Genomic DNA, 17,112 nt, shown 5'->3' with positions numbered 1-17,112 from the left:
TCAATCTTCTAATACGATATGACTAATTCGTTATTATTATTTGCTTTAGATTAGTATAAAATATATTTTTACTTTTATATGTATAAAATTTCTAATTTAGTTGTTTTCATGCAAAATAAATAATATAATTATATAGTAATATCTAAAACATTTTAATAAAACCTATAATATATAACATCTTAAATACCTCATAAAAATCTATAACATTAATTGTTTTTGATATTTAATCCGGTAAAAATCAAAATACAAGGGGGGATTTATTTGTTAACAAAAACTTTAACCAGATTGACATCAAGGCTAGCTTTAAGTTTAACAAAAACTAAATCGTTTTCAAAATGGTTTGGTAAAAGCGTGAAAAAAGGCATCAAAAGAGGAATAGCCGTAGGGTTAACGGCTACGATGATATTAACTCCGATTCAAGGACTTAACGTTATGGCATCTACAACAGATCAAACTACAACTTTAACTGACGTGGATCTAGCTTCAGCATATTCAAAAACATCTGTAGATCGTGTATCGGTGCATGACCCTTCAATTATTTCAGACGGAAAAGGAACATACTATATTTTCGGATCACATTTAGCTTTTGCTAAATCATCGGACTTAAAAAACTGGACACCATTTACAAATAACATTACTTCAAATTACAAAACTTTATTTGCTAAAGAATTTAATTGGGCTAAAATGGGCGACAGTGTATATGATCCATCAGGAAACATGTGGGCTCCTGATGTTATTTATAACACTACTTTAAACAAATGGTGTATGTACATTAGCATCAACGGTTGTTCATGGAATTCATCTATTGCAATGCTTACAGCAGATAGCTTAGATGGAGATTGGACTTATGTAGGAACTGTTATTTATTCAGGCTTTACTGATGCAAATAATAATCATGATTTTGCAAACACTGATTTTACAACAGTAACAAGTCTTACTACACTTCCAAGCAGATATATATCAACTAAATATACCTGTTCAGATAATTCAACAACTACTGCAACAACCACATGGAATAATAGTTATGGAGCACATGCTATTGACCCTACTGCTTTTTATGGTCAAGACGGAAAACTTTATATGACCTACGGTTCTTGGTCGGGTGGTATATATATTATTCAGCTTGATCCAGCTTCAGGTTTAAGAGATACAGCTACTACTTATAGCTATTCTGCAGGTAACTCTGATCCATACATGGGAATCAAACTTGCTGGTGGAAGTGGTACTTCTGGAGAAGCTTCTTATATTCAATATATTGATGGCTATTATTATTTGTTTATATCAGATGGTGGACTTGTAGCAAAAGGCGGTTACAATGTTAGGGTTTACAAAGCTTCTAATCCAGTAGGCCCATATACAGATGTATCTGGCCAATCACCAAAATACTCTACTTATACTGTAAATACCAATAATGATGTTGGTACAAGGCTAATGTCCTATTATAAATGGAATTATCAGAAATATGCTCAAGTAGCTCAAGGACATAACTCAGCTTTTGTTGATTCCGATGGAAAGGCATATATTGTTTACCATACAAGAACAAATGATGGTTCAGAAGGATTTACTGACAGAGTACATCAATTATTTACAACAAAAAATCATTATCTAGTAGAAGCTCCATTCGAATACAATGGAGAAACTGTTTCAAAGACAGGCTATTCAGCTTCTAGTGTTACTGGTTCTTATGAAGTTATTTTACAGAAACAGAATATTAATTACTCAAACCTTGAATATTGCAGTGGTCAAAATATGACTTTAAATGCAGATGGTACTATTTCCGGCGATTACACAGGAACATGGACAATGGATGCTAATGCACCTTATGTTACATTAAATGTTGGGGGAACTACTTATGAAGGTCTTTTTGTAGAACAGACCATTGAAGGAACCAATGTAAATACAATGGCATTTACTGTAGTTGGAACAGATGATACATGCATATGGGGAGCTAAATATCCATCTGATGAAGCTTCAATTGCAATGGCAAAGGATAACCTTTCAGTTACTTCTGAAACTTATTCAGATATAACTCTTCCTAAAGCAAGTGTGTTTGGTGCAACAGTGACCTGGTCCTCATCAAATACAGCTGTTATTGGAAATGACGGAAAAGTAACTACTCCAGCAGAAGATACTAATGTTACTATGACTGCAACAATATCAAAAAATAATAAGGTATATACTAAGGGCTTTAATGTATTAGTACATAAGGCTATTAAAAATGATAGCACAATGCAAGTGCTTGGATCTGCTTTTGTAAACGCCCCTCAGGATTTAACAACAAAATTAGACGGTAGCTTGTCTATCGCAAATCCTTATAGTTCAATTCCTAATCTTGATGTATCAAAAGGCATAAAGATTAAATTTGATGTTCAGTCTACTGGAACAAAAAATGTACTTGGAACTATCATTTCCTTTATGGACGGGGGAAATGGAAAACTTTATTTCACACCAGGCTCCTATTTAGGATATAACGCTTTAGGCGGATATTATGATGCAAATCTTCACAACTATGGAATGGCTACTGATTATCTTGGAGATTCAAAAGATACTGTAGAAATTTCACTTACTACAAAAGGTTTTGAAGTGGATGTTAATGGGGTTAAAGCCTATGACCAATCAATAATAAGCGATTCAACAAAAGGAGCTGGAACATTATCAGACTACTATAATGTATTAACTTGGATTTCTACAACTTCTAATAAGGTGTACTTCGGTAAGGGTTCATGGTGGACAGATCAAGCAGCTAACTGCACTATAAGTAATGTATACTTCTACGGTTATCTTTTACAAACAACCAAAATGATGACTGATGCTAACGGTATGCAGGTTGTAAGTTCAGCTTTTGTAAATCAACCTCAAGATTTAACAACAAGGGCAGACGGTACTTTGTCTATGAAAAACCCTTATAAAATGATTTCTAATATCGATCCTTCTAAGGGTGTAAAGATTAAATTTGATGTACAATCTACCGGAGTAAAAAATGCACTTGGAACTATTATTTCTTTCTTGGGCAATGGCGGAACAAACGGGAGATTATATTTCACACCAGGTTCTTATTTAGGATATAACGCATTAGGTGGCTGGTTTGATGCTAATCTTTCTAACTATAAAATGGTAACAGATTATATTGGAGATTCAAAATCCACTGTAGAAATATCTCTTACTACAACAGGCTTTGAAGTAGATGTGAATGGTGTAAAAGCATATGACCAATCCATATTAAGCGATTCCACAAAGGCAGCTGGCACATTAACAGATTACAGTAAGGTATTAACTTGGCTTACTTCTTCAGCCAATGATATATATTTTGGTAAAGGTTCTTGGTGGACAGACCAAGCAAACTGCACTATAAGCAATGTATACTTCTATGGTTATGTAACTGATGGCTCTTCACCTACAGCAACCTTAAGTAATGCAACCTATACCTATGATGGAACACCAAAAACCCCAGCAGTTACAGTAACAGATGGTTCTAAGGTTCTTGTAGAAGGAACAGATTATACAGTCACTTATACTGATAATACAAATATAGGAACAGCAACAGCAGCAATTTCAGGAAAAGGTAATTACACAGGAACAATAACAAAAACCTTTACTATTTCGCCAAAAGATATCACCACATCAGAAGTAACCTTAGATAATTCTTCTTATGATTATGATGGAACAGCAAAGACTCCAGTGGTTACAGTAAAAGACGGCACTACAACTCTTGTAGCAGGAACAGATTATACAGTTAGTTATACCGATAATATAAATGCAGGAGTTGGAAAAATAATAGTTACAGGAAAAGGAGGTTATACAGAAGTAATAACCAAAAGCTTTATCATTGAAGCCAAGAAAGTCTGCAAATTATCAGTAACTTCAGGAACTTCTGCTCACATCTATGATGGAAAGGTTATTGTAAAGGATGGAGACATCACTTTGAAAGAAGGAAAAGATTATACAATAATCTATTCTTATAATTCAAAAGCAGGAATTACAAAAGTAACTATTACCGGAAAAGGAAACTATACAGGAAGTATAACAAAGACATTTTTAACTAAAACTAAATAAGAGTATCAAAAAAGGCTAGGATTTTATAAAATCCTAGCTTTTTTTAATGTTTACTTACTTAGCTTAACCACTGTCTCCACATGCGGTGTAGACAGTAAGATGATATTAATATGCAAAAATATTTTATTTTGTGTAAAGATGTCCCCCCTAAAGCACGGGGGTGGCGTACAGTTTTATATTTTTATAGTTTTACGCAATAATCATTTTAACTTTCTATATTCCTCATCAGTTACTGGTTCGCACCATTCATTATTGGATTCTTCACCAGATATCATTGACGGAAACCTTGCTGCCCAGGAGTTCCTATACTCTGGAGGATAGATCCGTATTTCCCTTTACAGGATATTTTACCTGGTGCAGCTCCTCCGGAAATCCGTACATATCATAAACCTGTTTCGGTTCCTCGGCTGTCTGAATGAATGTTCCGTGTGTGTACCAGTGTGCAGAGATGCAAGAATCGCTTTTGGTTTCCCGAACTATTCAATAATTCTGTGTCCTGTCTCTGCCATACCTTCTGTAATTTCATTGTTATCTAATGCCACCATCGTGCTCCCATGTCCGGCAAAAACGACCGGCATAATTTTATCGTTCATCTTTAATCTCTTATAAATGCAAATCTCATACAAAACAAGAATTTACAGATATTTTTTTCCTTCAACCCATGCATTTCCGGCTTTCTCGCCTAATGAAAAATAGCTGTTGCTGAACGAATCAAAAAATAACATTCCTGTTTTCTTAGCATCAATTATGCCGTTTTTATCTAACACTGACTCATCTGCCGCTACATTGACAATCCTGGCAAGTACAGTAGTGAAATTATTTGCTCTTACAACCTCTATGAGTTCGCATTCGATGACTAGTGGACTGCCTTCGATGATAGGGGCATTGACGTGTTCACTCTTTACAGCCTTCAAGCCTGTTTTTGCAAATTTATCAGGAACTCTATGGCCGGTTACAATTCCAAAGTAATCCACTTCCTTTATCAAATTCTGATTAACCAGTGCAACAGTAAATGCGCGTCTCTTTTTAATGTTCTCATGCGTCTTACTACGTGGACCAATACATAATGCGAGATCACCGGCATTCGTCCTTGTACACTCATGCAAATTCATCACGTTGACTGTTCCATCATCATTATAAGTGCCAACCATTAAAACCGGAGCCGGATAACCATACGAAAAAACGTTTGGACCTAAATTTTTCATCATAATAAACAACCTCCTCTTAGTTCTTTTCTCTCAACTGAAGTCCATCGCGGTAAGCATCACCGACCTTCTTACCAACGGATAGATATGACTTATTCATCCAATCGAAAGTGATCGGATGGAATTTTTCAAATGATACCTTGCCATCTTCTCCAAGAATCCGTTCATCCAGACTTACATTGACAATTTCGCCTACCAGTCTCCAGGTTTCCTCATCATAGCTCTTCACTCTGCACTCAACGGCAAAAGGAAGCTCATCGATAATCGGTGCATCTACGAATTCGGACTTTGTTGTATGGAATCCGGACTTTTCAAACTTATCTTCCACTTTATTTCCTGTTGTTATACCAAGGTAATCACAGGCAACTTCATTTTCCACATCCGCCATACTTACAACAAAGGAATCTCTAGCAAGAATTCCCTTTAACGTGTTTCTCTGGGATGCTACGGTAATAGTAATTTCTGTCTCATTCGTGATTCCCCCCCATACTGCTAACATGGTGGTCGGCTTTTCAGCCTCATCATAAGATGAAATCATCAAAACCGGCATCGGTGTGATGTATGGCTTTGCTCCGATATTTTTTCTAGACATATTTATCCTCCTTAAATTATGTAATAAATCACAGTTATTTGATGCATTATGCTCTTAACGATATGATTTCTTATAGATTTCAAGATAATCTTCATCCGTAAGCGGTAACGGGTCTGCGGTAATGTCGCCGCCGAGCACCTCGTGTATTCTCTTCGGATAATTTGCGAGCTCTTCTTCCTTGATTCCTGCATCACTCATGCGGAGATATTTACATCCGACTGCTTCGATCAATTCATCCAATGCTCTGATAAAATCTTTTCCGGATGTCGGGTTCTCCACTCCCATTGCTTTTGCCATTTTGATCATCTGTTCTTCTGCAGCCTTACGTTCTGCAAAGAAATCATAATAGGCATGAGCAATCATAATCAAACCAGCACCGTGGACCAGATTTTCGTGGTATGATCCCATGGCATGTTCCATTGTATGTGCTGATGTGATGAGCATGTAGTAGCCCGCAAGTGAATTAGCCAGTGCCATATTTGCTCTTGCTTCCTGATTGCTTCCATCACGATATACAACCGGGAGATTGGCGGCAATCAGTTCGATAGCTTTCAGAGCAAACATTTCTCCCATCGGATGCTCATTCTTATTAATCACAGATTCAGCTGCATGAAAAAAAACATCCATTCCCTGAAAAGCTGTAAATTTAGGCGGTACACTCATCATCAGATTGGAATCAACAACAGACAGTACCGGGAACATTGATGGAACTAAAAAACCGGATTTTTCACTTACTTCGTCGTTGCTGAGCACCGCGCAACAATCAACTTCACTTCCCGTTCCTGCTGAAGTGGTAATAGCGACAATTGGAGCGGCATCTTTTTCTGGATTCTTTTTTCCTCCGTTTACCGAATAACTGTAATCCCATATATCACCCGTATTGGTCATCATGAGTGCGATACATTTGCTGGAGTCCATGACGGATCCTCCCCCAAGTGCAACGACAAACTCACAGCCTGTCTCCTTTGCTTTCGTTGCACCATCCATAATATTACGGTTTGTCGGATTTGGACGGATCTCATCAAAGATCTCATAGGTAACTTCCGCAAGATCCAGTTCTTTCTCAAGCGAGTCCAGATATCCGAACTTCTTCGTAGATGAACCGTTGGATGTCACAATCAGAGCTTTCTTTCCCGGAAGCACTTCTGTATGCAGCTTCTGAAGTTTTCCTGCTCCAAATAATACTTTTGTCGGCATATAAAAGTCAAAATTATACATATGTTCTATACCTTTCAATTTGAACTTTCTTGTTACTAATCCATCATATAGCTTTTCACCTTCCAAATCAGCGCTAAATATTAACTTGAATCATGGCGTATTTTAACCTATAATCAGATATAAGCATGTCTGATTTACCAAAAACGTTGCAATGCTTGAAAGAATTGCTCAAAAATCTGAAGAAAGGAACGTTGTTATGTCTTGGAATTGCGATACCGAAATTGATCACGCATTAGAAAAACTCGGTCAGGACTTTCCTCACCTCAATTGGGACTTTAGCCCGGATCCGTCCTCAGGAAATAACGAACTGATTTCGCATTGGTTGGGAGAGAAATCCGAGGAAGTTATGGTGTGTGCATTTAAAGGAAAAAAAATTGAGGAGCGTTTTCACCGCCAGGACTTTTTTTTCATTCATTTTGCTTACCACGGAGATTATGATGCATTAAGCGCCAACTATAACAATCGGATCACGGTAAAAGAAGGAGACTGCTATATCGGTCAGCCCTACAGCGGCTATGCTGTTAAGCGGGATTCTGATCAAGAATGTATTATTCTCGGAGTACTGATTCGTAAAGAAACCTTTTTCCGGGAATATCTGAGTGCGCTCTCAGCAGATAGCTCCATGCTTAATTTTTTTCTGGAACCACAGAAAAACAAATATTCAGAAGAGTTCGTTCATCTGGAAATTCCAGCTTTTTCGCCAATCTGGCAGCTGCTGAATGTCATGATTCTTGAATATGCTCATAAAACAGAGGACTCACAGAAAATTTTAAAACCTATGGTCATGTCCCTTGCAATGTATCTTTCCTATGAGTACAAGCGTCAGCATCTACCTACTGGCACGACATTAATTGACCGGATTATGGAATATATCGAATCACACTCTGAGTCTGTAACATTGAATGACATTGCATCCCATTTCGGATATCACCCCGTCTATATTTCACGTCTTTTGCCGGAAAAGACAGGGAAGACCTTTTCTGCTCTGCTAGCTGAATCACGTATGCGAAGAGCCAAGCTATTATTGGATAATACGGATCTTTCCATTGAAAAAATTGCTGATATGCTCGGATACAGCAATAGCAGCAATTTCTATAAGGCCTTTAAACAGTATTATGGTACTTCTCCTCGTCAGCTTTAATGGTCAATGTTACGGCTTCAACGTGAAATGTATCAATAACGTTATTAAACCATTTTTCAACCGTAACACTGATTAATTCATCATGCAAGATCTCACCTTTATTAAATTTAGTACAGGCATCAAGAAACTGGCTGCTTCTGCTCGTCACCTGCTTTGGTGCAGTCTTCAGATGCTCACAAAGATGGCAAGAATAAGGATCAGCCAGTTCTTCAAAGCTTATCTCTGTTTTTTCGGTCGGAGCGAGTTCTAAAAGAGAGTCAGCTAATGCAAATTTATAGGATGCCCCCATTCCTTCCAAACAGAATGATAGATCTCCAATACGAATCGAGCGAAGGATAGGCATATGACTATTTTTTAATTCAAATTCCATATTCAAGGAATTTTATATCTTGTTTTATTATATTTTTTCCTTAACATTAAGTAACAGTTCCAATGTTTTAAGCTTTTCTAATTGGATTTGTACATCACTGCTTTCCTTAAGAAAAACCGGTTCTTTCATTCTATTAAATAATCCCATCCGATTGCTCACCTCACGTATGATATAAGCAGATTGCACCATGTTTTACAAACTTTTTACATATTTTTTTGTGAGGACACAGTGGCATTTTCCTCTATCACCATAAACAATTACGCAAAACCTAAACCTTAACGCAAATATCCTTAGTTCTGCGTAAAAGTACGCCCCCCTAAAACAAAATTCCCTCAAACTATTAGTCTGAGGGAACATAAAATACACTTCAATATTTAGTTAAAAACCTTCAAAGCCTTTCAAATCAGCCTATTTCTTTACTAGCTTCACAACTGTCTCCACATGTGGTGTATTAGGGAACATATCCATAAGCAAAGTCTTCTCTGTCTTATATCCAGCTTCTTCTAACACCTTTAAATCTGTAACTAAAGTCTTTGGATTACAACTTACATATATAATATCCTTAGCATCGAACTTAATTACATAGTTCATAGCTACGGGATGTACTCCACTTCTTGGTGGGTCTAATATTATTATGTCTGGTTTATCCTGAATTGTATTTATAACTTTTGCTACATCTCCAGCTATAAAGGTGCAGTTATTAAGTCCGTTAAGCTTCGCATTTTCGTTAGCAGCTACTACTGCTTCTTCAATTAGCTCTACTCCAATAACCTTCTTAGCTTTTCCAGCTGCTATCTGACCTATTGTTCCTGTACCACAATACAAGTCAAAGACAACCTTGTTATCGGCAGTATCACCCATAAAGTCACGTACTATGCTATAAAGCTTTGCTGCACCTAATGAGTTTGTTTGGAAGAATGAGAATGGAGATATCTTAAACTTAAGGCCTAACAGCTCTTCAGTTATAAAATCAACTCCGTATAATATATTTACCTTATCTGCTATAACAGCTTCAGAGAAGGAATCATTTTCTGTATGTATTATACCTTTTATATTTCCTTCAATACCTGAACTAAAAATTGCTTCCACCCAAGGCTTAAAATCATAGTTTATTTGAGTGGTAGTAACTATATTTATTAATATCTCATCGTTGTGTTTTGTCTTTCTCACTATTAAGTTTCTTAAGAAACCTTCTCTTGCCATTATCTTATAATGTGGAAGTTGATCCTTCTTAAAAAATTCAACTGTAGTATCTAGAATTTTTCTATAATCTTCATCCACAAGGTGGCACTGATCAACAGTTACAATCCCAAAAGATCTACCTTTCATGTGCATTCCAAGAGTTAGGTCTCCACCCTTTTCCATGTCTCCAAAGGTGAACTCCATTTTGTTTCTATATTCCCACTGAATAGGACTGTTTTCTATGCCTAAGAATTCGCCTGTATCTACACTATTTCCTTTGAAAAGATTCAACACTTGGTTCTTCTTAAATTCAAGCTGTTTTTCATATGGTATGTTTTGTGAAGAACATCCACCGCAAAAAGCATAGTGTGGGCATTTTTGTTCTAATTCATAATCAGCAGCTTCTACAACCTTCAATAGTTTAAGTTCAGCGTAGTCAGCTCTCTTCTTAGTTACTTTCCCTCGAATCGTTTGTCCTGGAAAAGCATTTTTAACATATATCTTTAAATCATCCCTATAGCCTATTCCTTGGGAAGGAAATTCCATATCTTCTATTAGTAACTCTATTTCATTGCCTTTTTTCATATGTTACTCCTGTCTACTTTATTCTTAAAAGCTTCTTTCCGAATGTTGTTCCAAGCTTTGTACTTTCAATAATAGATGTACATAATACATTTGATACTATATACATAATTAAGAATATTCCAACTTTATCTACCACTTCGTAACCTAAAGCTGGTAAACACTTTTCAAATATAAAATATAATACTATTGCGAGTGCTAATGCCACTGTTTGATCCATTAAATTCCCTACAAATCTTACAAAGAAATTTGCCTTATCACCTTTTTGTGGCTTTTCATCAGCTTTTTCTTCTCTAACTACTATATCCTCTGTAGACTTCTCAATAACAGCTTCATCTTGTGCTGTATTGTTATCATCTCCTACTGTATTTACCTCTTCCTTTTGTTCGTTCTCATTTACGTTTTCTTTATCTAGCATGATCATACCTCCAATAATTTATGTGTATTTTCATAGTTGACTCCTTTTTACCATTCTTTTAATATACTACATTAAGGTAAATCTGTAAATTAAAAATTTGCAAATCTCCCATAGTAAAAAGCCTCTGGCAAAGCAGAGGCTCAAATTAAATCTTACATTATATTATTAGCTATTAGAAAGCTGCAACTATGCTTCCCTTGTATGTGTCTTCAATGTACTTCTTAACTTCTGGTGAGTTTAAAGCTTTGCTTAATGCTTTTACTTTATCACTGTTTTCGTTACCTTTTTTAACCGCTAGAATGTTTGCATATGGTGAATCCTTATCTTCTACAGCTAAAGCTTTGTTAACATCAAGCTTTGCAGCTAATGCAACATTTGTGTTTATAACAGCAACATCAACATCTTTTAATACTGTTGGTAATTGAGCTGCTTCAGTTTCAGTAAACTTAAGCTTCTTAGTGTTTTCAGTAATATCTTTAACTGTTACTAAATCGCCTGCTTTTAGCTTTATAAGACCATTCTTTTCAAGTAGTTTTAAAGCTCTCGCTTCATTTGTAGCATCATTTGGAACTGCTACTTGACCACCATCTTTTATGTCTGCAAGCTTAGTTAATTTGTTTGAGTAAGCTCTGATTGGCTCTATATGAACTTTAACTGTGTAAGTAAGATTGTATCCTTTTTCCTTTATTGTTTCATTTAAATAAGGAACATGTTGGAAATAGTTTGCATCTATTGATCCTTCATCTAATGCTGTATTTGGTAATACATAATCATCAAATACTTTAATATTTAAAGTATATCCTTGCTTTTCAAGTAATGGCTTTACTACTTTTTCTAGTATTTCTGCATGTGGAGAAGGTGATGCTCCAACTGTTATAACCTTATCTTCTTTTTTTGTATCTGTAGAACCTGTTGTTCCTGAATCCTTCTTAGTTCCGCAAGCTGCTAATGAGCCAGCTAATGCTAATGCTAAACCTAATGATAAAAACTTCTTAAATTTCATAATGTTTTCCCTCCATAATTTAATTTAAATTTATAAATCTAGCTATACTTAAGATTATTGGAATTTATGGGGCACTATGGAGATACTATATGATCGAGCTATTAGAATTAAATGGTTTTCGTAGATGGAATACCGTTAAGAAACTGTATTTGTTCGAACGTAGTGAGTTTATACAGTTTTAGGTATTTCATCGAAGAAAACCATATTAATTCTTTGCGAAGCTCATTAAAGTATCGGAAGAGTGACACATAAATTTCAATACAATATATCGGTTAGTTAAAATACTGGAATTATGCTTCCTTTGTATTGTTCTTCTATATATTTCTTAGCTTTGTCTGAAGTAAGAACATCTGTTAAATCCTTAATCCATTTCGCATTTTCGTTACCTTTTTTAGTTGCAAGAATGTTTGCGTATGGTGAATCCTTGGGTTCTGAGAACAATGTATCGTTCTTAGGATCTAACCCTGCTGGCAATGCATAACTTGCATTTATTATAGCAACATCAACATCTTGAAGTACTCTTGGAAGCTGAGCTGCATCTACTTCTTGAATTTCTATATTTTTTGGATTTTCAGCTATATCTACCTTTGTAACAAGATCTTTTTTGTTAAGCTTAAACAATCCTTGTGCCTCTAAAAGTTTTAATGCTCTTGATTCATTTGTAGCATCTGCAGGAACTGCTATCACAGCTTTATCCTTTAATTCTTTTATATCTTTTACCTTCTTCGAATATGCCCCAAGTGGTGGAAGATAAATCTTCTTTACTGTTACTAAATTTGTTTTATGATCCTCATTAAACTTTAACAAATATGGTTCATGTTGAAATAGATTTGCATCTATTGAACCTTCTTCTAAAGCAGTGTTCGGTGCTACATAGTCATCGAAGATTTTAACTTCAAGCTTATATCCTTTTGCTTCAAAATCACTCTTTAGATAATTTAGTATCTCACCTGCTGGTTTAAGAGTAGCCCCAACTACTATATTTGTTTTATTATCTTCTTTTTTAGCTGTTTCTTCTTTTTTTCCACATCCAGCTAAAGAAAGAGCGAATGTTAATGTTAATACTAGTGTTAATATTTTTTTCATATATTATGCCCCCTTTTTCTGCTTATCTTAACTTCTTATAAGCAACATTACCTATTGACTGAAGTATTTGAACCAGTACTATTAAAGTAAATACAGTGTAAAACATTACTTGATTATCAAATCTTTGATATCCATAAGTTAATGCTACTGCTCCAAGTCCGCCGGCCCCAACTGCTCCTGCCATTGCAGAATATCCAAGTATTGAGATTATTGAAAGTGTTATCCCTGATATTATGGAAGGTAACGCTTCTTTAACCATAACTCTAAATATTATCTGCATATCTGAAGCTCCGAAAGACTTAGCTGCTTCAATTAAGCCCTTGTCTACTTCCTTTAGAGCGCCCTCTATAACTCTTGCTATAAACGGTGCTGCCCCAATTGTTAAAGGAACTAGAGCTGCTGTTTCACCTATACTCTTACCAGCTATAAATCTTGTAAGTGGTATTATTGCAACTATTAAAATGATGAATGGAAAACTTCTGAATATATTGATTATAAAATCCAATATGCTGTATATTACTCTGTTTGGCTTTAATCCATTCCTATCAGTTACTATAAGCACAATAGCTAGTATGAAACCTAGTATACTTGCAATAATAGTCGATATTATTACCATATAAAGCGTCTTCCCTAAAGCTGGTATCAAAACTAGATTTAAAAACTGACTAAAATTATCACTCATTTATAATAACCTCCCATCCAACATGCTTAGAATCTAAATAGTTTATAATGTCCTGTTTTTTATCAGCACCTACATTAATAACTAGTGATCCTAGTACATCATCTCTAAATTTTTCAAGTTTACCCCAAACTATTGAAAAATCTATGTCTAACTCTCTTGCCATGGATGTTATTATACTTTGATGTGAATTATCCTTAGGGAATAATATCTTTATGTTTACACCTTTAGCTGGTAGTATCTCTTCTTCCCCAAGAAGATTTTTTAAAGCTTTAGTATGTCTTAAGAAAAGCTCCTCTACATGTCCAACTTCAAGTACTTCTCCGTCTTCAAGTATTGCTACTCTTTGGCATACTTCTTTAACTACTTCCATCTGATGTGTAACCACAACTATTGTTATTCCAAGTTTTTCATTTATCTCTCTTAAAAGTGATAATATTGATTTAGTTGTTTTTGGATCTAGTGCTGAAGTTGCCTCATCGCAAAGAAGAACTTTTGGTTCAAGAGCCAAAGCTCTTGCAATTGCTACTCTCTGCTTTTGTCCACCACTAAGTTGTCTTGGCTTACTCTTTGCTTTGTCTTCTAGTCCTACTATCTTTAAAAGTTCATTTACTCTAGCCTTTACTTTATCCTTTGGTATGCCCCAACATTCCATCGGTAAAGCAATGTTATCATACACATTTTTTCTTTCTAGAAGAGAAAAGTGTTGGAATATCATTCCTAGATCTTTTCTAAAACTTCTCATTTCCTTACCCTTAAGGTCTTTCACTTCTTGTCCACCAACAGTAACACTTCCTGCATTATAGGACTCAAGTCCGTTCAGACATCTAAGCAAGGTTGACTTTCCAGCCCCACTATGGCCAACCAATCCAAATATTTCGCCCTCTTTGATATCTAGATTAATGTCTTTAAGAACTTGTATATCATTGAAACTTTTACTAACACCTTCAATTTTTATCATACAAATCCCCCTAAATTGATTATTAAACAATAATTATTATCATATAAACAGAACAAAAAACGCCCGAGAATAAACTCCGGCGATATAGACCCTGAATTTACTCTCATCTCTCAACGCAAAATGCGTCGCAGGAATTGGCACCATTGTATATGTAAATGAACATATACGGGTTGCCGGGCTTCATCGGGCCAGTCCCTCCACCTCTCTAGATAAGAACGATAATATTTAATTTGTTTTCCATTGATACAACTATAATATCTTTTCCGAATTAAATCAATAGTTTTTTAAATTATTAATAATGTATTATTATTTTATGAACATTATTAACAATCTATCAAAGAAACCTTTTACATTAATTAATTATTTATTATTTATTTACTAGTATTCTTATTAGAAGGCTGTGAATATTAATCAACTAAACTTTTATCTAATTTTTCTTGTTTCATAACTAATGTATATATAATAAATCCTATAATTACAGTAACTACCCCTGATATTATAAAGGCATCAGTTATACTTAGCCATTTGGATATTGCTCCTTCAAACAAACTTCCCAGTGGCGTTGCTCCTGCAAACACCATTGCATAAACACTCATTACTCTTCCTCTAAATTCATTTTTAGACTTTAATTGAATTGTGGAATTTGCAGTTGTTGAAAATAGCACATTAAATACCCCTGCAATAAACAATGCTACTATGGATATTCCATAGTTTTTAAATACTCCTATAAATACTAACATTATAGATATCACAGCACCTGCCAAAAACATCAGTCTTCTTTTAGGTCCTCTGCTTCTAGTTGCAACAGTAAATGCAGAGATCATTGATCCAAGTCCCATTGCAGACATAAGATATCCATAACCATCCGAGTCCATATTTAAAACCTGTTTTGCGAGTAGTGGTATTAAGACGTTATAATTCATAGCGAAAGTAGATACAAAAAACACTAAAAGTATTGTAAAAAGTATTTCTTTAGAATTGAATACATATTCTAATCCTTCTTTTATATCTAACATCATATTTTTCTTCTCAGAATTTTGCTTTGGTGCGCCGCTGGCAGAGATCATATAAATACCATATACTAAAGGTATAAAACTAATTGCATTTAATAGGAAGCAAATGAAAAATCCAAAAAATTTAATCATTATTCCCGCAACTGCTGGTCCAACCATTCTTGCTGCATTGAACACAGTGGAGTTTAATGCAATTGCATTCATTAAATCCTCTTTTCCTACAAGCTCTATCATAAAAGATTGTCTTGCAGGCATATCTACAGCATTACAACACCCTAAGATAGTCGCTAGTACAAGAATATGCCAATATTGAACTTTATGTGTAAAAACTAGAAATGTTAATACAAAAGCCAGTACTCCCATTATGGACTGTGTGATAAGCAATATCTTCTTCTTTGGATAATTATCTATCAATGCACCTGCAAATAGCGAAAATAGTAAAACTGGAGTAAATTGCAGTGCACTTACAAAACTTAGTTTAAGAGCAGAATCAGTTAAAGTTACTACAAGCCAAGACTGTCCTGCATTTTGCATCCATGTTCCTATAAGTGAAACTATTGATCCCATAAAAAAGAATCTAAAATCTCTATGTTTTAATGCCCCAAGGGTAAACCTCCCCCTTTTATTCATTACCTATCCCTTCTTCCTTTACTTACGATAAAATATTTTTAACGTCATATTTAAAATTATTGCAAATTATGATACTATTTTCAATTGAGGGATAGTTCATAAGGGGGATATTTATATTGATTAATTTAATCTTACTCTGTATTTCAGGTTTTATTGCAGCATTTGTTGACTCTATTGCTGGAGGTGGAGGACTTATCAGCCTACCTGCTTACATGCTTTTCGGACTACCACCGCATGTAGCCCTTGGCACAAATAAGTTTTCTTCTACCACTGCATCCTTTACTTCCTCTATTAGATTTATAAAGGAAGGAAAAGCAGATTTATCCTTGCTAAAGTACATAGTACCTTTTACCTTCATTGGGGCAGTTTTAGGAGTTAAGTCAGTGCTAATAATCAACCAAAGCTTTCTTACTCCATTAGTCATGGTATTAGTATTAATGGTTGGAGTATATTCGTTATTTTCTAAGAACTTAGGACTTAAAAGCAACTATAAAGGAAAGACTAGAAATCTTATTTTAATTGGAACTATCTTTGGATTTTCTTTAGGTTTTTATGATGGCTTTTTCGGCCCTGGTACTGGTTCATTTTTAATCTTTGGCTTTATAAAAATATTTAAGCTTGATTTTGTTGAAGCTAACGGTAACTCAAAAGTTTTAAATTTCACTTCAAATATAGCATCTCTTATAACTTTTGCTATAGAAGGTAAAATTAATTATACTTACGGTATCTTAGTTGCATTTTTCATGATATTAGGTGCACTTATAGGCTCTAAGCTAGCTCTAAAAAAAGGTGCCAAGCTTATAAAACCTATATTTGTGACGATGTCACTGGCGGTTTCAGTAAAGATGCTGCTTTCGCTTTAATTTCAATACTGTGTTTTACCAGTACTTGTTTTTTTATTTATAGTAACAAGATTTTTATTATCTATAGTCTCTATATTTTTTAAATCAAATTAATCTAAAGCCTCTCATCTAAATAA

14 protein-coding genes and 1 riboswitch are annotated in these 17,112 nt (G+C 34.9%); of the genes, 3 read left to right on the top strand and 11 right to left on the bottom strand.

The window, feature by feature from the left end:
* Positions 1-261 precede the first annotated feature (261 nt).
* A complete protein-coding gene (locus OCU55_RS01300; RefSeq protein WP_280923788.1) occupies positions 262-4,053 on the top strand; it encodes a glycoside hydrolase family 43 protein in 3,792 nt (1,263 codons plus the stop codon).
* Between the two features lie 635 nt (positions 4,054-4,688).
* Here the strand turns inward: OCU55_RS01300 and OCU55_RS01295 are convergent.
* Genes OCU55_RS01295 through OCU55_RS01285 form a run of 3 tightly spaced genes read right to left on the bottom strand, consistent with a single transcriptional unit; the run spans position 4,689 to position 7,086 of the window.
* Positions 4,689-5,261: a flavin reductase family protein gene (locus OCU55_RS01295; protein WP_261850513.1), complete on the bottom strand. Its 573-nt coding sequence runs from the start codon at positions 5,259-5,261 to the stop codon at positions 4,689-4,691.
* Between the two features lie 16 nt (positions 5,262-5,277).
* Entirely contained in the window at positions 5,278-5,850 is a 573-nt protein-coding gene (locus tag OCU55_RS01290) for a flavin reductase family protein (RefSeq protein WP_261850512.1), read from the bottom strand.
* 54 nt (positions 5,851-5,904) lie between these two features.
* Positions 5,905-7,086, bottom strand: coding sequence for an iron-containing alcohol dehydrogenase (locus OCU55_RS01285; RefSeq protein WP_261850511.1), 1,182 nt, complete (start codon positions 7,084-7,086; stop codon positions 5,905-5,907).
* 133 nt (positions 7,087-7,219) lie between these two features.
* Between OCU55_RS01285 and OCU55_RS01280 the strand changes: the two genes are divergently transcribed.
* A complete protein-coding gene (locus OCU55_RS01280) occupies positions 7,220-8,209 on the top strand; it encodes a helix-turn-helix transcriptional regulator (RefSeq protein ID WP_261850510.1) in 990 nt (329 codons plus the stop codon).
* Here the strand turns inward: OCU55_RS01280 and OCU55_RS01275 are convergent.
* From OCU55_RS01275 to OCU55_RS01240, 8 genes are all read right to left on the bottom strand, one after another.
* The gene (locus tag OCU55_RS01275) at positions 8,172-8,507 is read right to left on the bottom strand and encodes a hypothetical protein (RefSeq protein WP_261850509.1); all 336 of its coding nucleotides are present in this window, start codon (positions 8,505-8,507) and stop codon (positions 8,172-8,174) included. The two genes, OCU55_RS01280 and OCU55_RS01275, sit on opposite strands and share 38 nt — an antisense overlap.
* Before the next feature lie 480 nt (positions 8,508-8,987).
* Complete coding sequence (rlmD, locus tag OCU55_RS01270) at positions 8,988-10,346, bottom strand: 23S rRNA (uracil(1939)-C(5))-methyltransferase RlmD (RefSeq protein ID WP_261850508.1); 1,359 nt, start codon at positions 10,344-10,346, stop codon at positions 8,988-8,990.
* A gap of 13 nt (positions 10,347-10,359) precedes the next feature.
* Positions 10,360-10,761, bottom strand: coding sequence for an RDD family protein (locus tag OCU55_RS01265; protein ID WP_261850507.1), 402 nt, complete (start codon positions 10,759-10,761; stop codon positions 10,360-10,362).
* A 172-nt stretch (positions 10,762-10,933) separates the two neighbouring features.
* Positions 10,934-11,764 (bottom strand): MetQ/NlpA family ABC transporter substrate-binding protein, encoded by an 831-nt coding sequence (locus tag OCU55_RS01260; RefSeq protein WP_261850506.1) that lies wholly within the window; start codon positions 11,762-11,764, stop codon positions 10,934-10,936.
* Between the two features lie 276 nt (positions 11,765-12,040).
* Entirely contained in the window at positions 12,041-12,850 is an 810-nt protein-coding gene (locus tag OCU55_RS01255; RefSeq protein WP_261850505.1) for a MetQ/NlpA family ABC transporter substrate-binding protein, read from the bottom strand.
* 22 nt (positions 12,851-12,872) lie between these two features.
* Positions 12,873-13,532, bottom strand: coding sequence for a methionine ABC transporter permease (locus OCU55_RS01250; RefSeq protein ID WP_261850504.1), 660 nt, complete (start codon positions 13,530-13,532; stop codon positions 12,873-12,875).
* Positions 13,525-14,490: a methionine ABC transporter ATP-binding protein gene (locus OCU55_RS01245; RefSeq protein WP_261850503.1), complete on the bottom strand. Its 966-nt coding sequence runs from the start codon at positions 14,488-14,490 to the stop codon at positions 13,525-13,527. The genes OCU55_RS01250 and OCU55_RS01245 overlap by 8 nt, the downstream gene beginning before the upstream one ends.
* Positions 14,491-14,590: 100 nt before the next feature.
* A riboswitch (SAM riboswitch) is annotated at positions 14,591-14,706 on the bottom strand.
* Positions 14,707-14,897: 191 nt separating this feature from the next.
* Complete coding sequence (locus OCU55_RS01240) at positions 14,898-16,133, bottom strand: MFS transporter (protein ID WP_261850502.1); 1,236 nt, start codon at positions 16,131-16,133, stop codon at positions 14,898-14,900.
* Between the two features lie 116 nt (positions 16,134-16,249).
* On the opposite strand from OCU55_RS01240, the gene OCU55_RS01235 reads away from it, so the two are divergent.
* The gene (locus OCU55_RS01235; protein WP_261850501.1) at positions 16,250-16,996 is read left to right on the top strand and encodes a sulfite exporter TauE/SafE family protein; all 747 of its coding nucleotides are present in this window, start codon (positions 16,250-16,252) and stop codon (positions 16,994-16,996) included.
* The last annotated feature ends 116 nt before the right edge of the window (positions 16,997-17,112 follow it).

The sequence above is a fragment of the Clostridium folliculivorans genome, from assembly GCF_024341905.1.
Lineage (GTDB): Bacteria > Bacillota > Clostridia > Clostridiales > Clostridiaceae > Clostridium_AR > Clostridium_AR folliculivorans.
The sequence above is the reverse complement of the archived record's forward strand: the minus strand, read 5'-3'. Positions and strand labels throughout refer to the sequence as shown.